Source organism: Moorena sp. SIO3B2, assembly GCF_010692525.1.
In the GTDB taxonomy this organism is placed as follows: Bacteria; Cyanobacteriota; Cyanobacteriia; order Cyanobacteriales; family Coleofasciculaceae; genus Moorena; species Moorena producens.
Window position 1 is genome coordinate 1 of the sequence record NZ_JAAHHE010000865.1, and the last position, 1,429, is coordinate 1,429.

Genomic DNA, 1,429 nt, shown 5'->3' on the forward strand with positions numbered 1-1,429 from the left:
AGTGATCACAAATCTCTTGAGCCAAGTTATAGATAATATGACTGAAGGGTTTGTGAATGTAGCCTTGCAAATCGAAATTAACAAAGTAAAACTGATCCGTAGCAACTTTGTTGGGAATCTGTGCCAAGATTGATGATTTGCCAATTCGTCGTTGACCATGGAGTAAGATTACCTTTACCCTCTGCCTGAGGTTGTCTTCGATAAACTGAAACAGACTCTCTCGTCCAAAAAACTTGTCTGGATCATCAATTATCTTTCCGATTTCATAAGGATTAGGATGATTAGAAGAATTAGTAACCATTAGCCGACGATTAATGATTTGTTTAATTTTTCTCCAAGCCAGTCAAGGTTTGCTGCCATTTGAAGTTAGGAAGTAAGCATTCAGCTAAGGCACTACCTGCTGAATGCTGAATGCTAATAGCTGATTTATAAGTATCTATAAACTTATCGGGGAAAGCAGCAACAGTTATGCAGAAAACTTTCAAGGCCAGTAAGCATTAAGTGGTCAGTGATCAGCTTATTTTATTCAAAAGCACCTCAAGGTGACACAGGCTTCTAGGGTGGCAAAGGCTTCAACGCTATGATCTAACCCATAAGCTGATAGCTGATAGCACCTCACGTAGCATCTCAAGTACCGCATTAGCTGAATGCTTACGTCAGGAAAATGCAGCTAACACTTTACTGACCCATTCCACAGCGGTCTTGACTGTCTTTTGATGTTGCCATAGCCACTTAATCGCCTTCGTAACTTGATCAGCTTGACTATGGCTGAGTAGATTGAGAAAGACTTTTTGCCTATCTTCTAGTAAGGGATGATTAGTCTGCCAAAGTTCCTGAATCACCCACCGCTCCATAATGGATGAGGTAAATAATAAGTCTTGATGGTAGATCATCACTCCTGGTTCTTTTTGGTTAGTAATCACCCCTTGTTCGACGAGGTTAGTTAACTCTCGCTGGTGTTGGCTAAAGATTACGTCAATACCTTTTAAGTCAAAGTGCTTGTTATGATGGAGACGACCTTGTAACTTGAACAAGGCCATCAGCATCAATAGGGCTTGCTCAACTTCGCTACACCGTTTCCAAATCGTTTCAAAAATTGGTAGGGTAGTACCTTCAAAGTCCCGAGCAAAGGCTTGGGCATCAGGGACGTTGCCAGTTTTTAGCTCTCGATAAAGCAAAGCACCACCAATCTGGAGCAGAGCCGGATGTCCACCAGCAATCTCTCGGATCAGCCCCCGTAAGGTTGGGGTAATTGGCATACCAGCCATTAATTGATCAATGTCAGGGTCAGTAAATGGCTTCAGGGATTGGAACAGATAATGGTTGTACCAGGGAGAACTATTGGGATTGAGAGCAGGACCAAGTTCATTGAGACGGCGGAGTGAGGCCACAATCATGGATAGATATCGCCTCTCCCGAGAGTGATAGG

2 protein-coding genes and 1 pseudogene are annotated in these 1,429 nt (G+C 42.8%); all 3 read right to left on the bottom strand.

Annotated features, from left to right (window positions below):
* On the bottom strand, positions 1-301 hold a 301-nt coding region (locus tag F6K38_RS41870), incomplete at its 3' end, for an ATP-binding protein (protein WP_287360740.1).
* A 22-nt stretch (positions 302-323) separates the two neighbouring features.
* On the bottom strand, positions 324-485 hold the full coding sequence (locus tag F6K38_RS41875) for a hypothetical protein (protein WP_287360742.1): 162 nt from the start codon (positions 483-485) through the stop codon (positions 324-326).
* Positions 486-656: 171 nt separating this feature from the next.
* A pseudogene (locus F6K38_RS41880) lies at positions 657-1,429 on the bottom strand (ATP-binding protein); the annotation flags it as partial.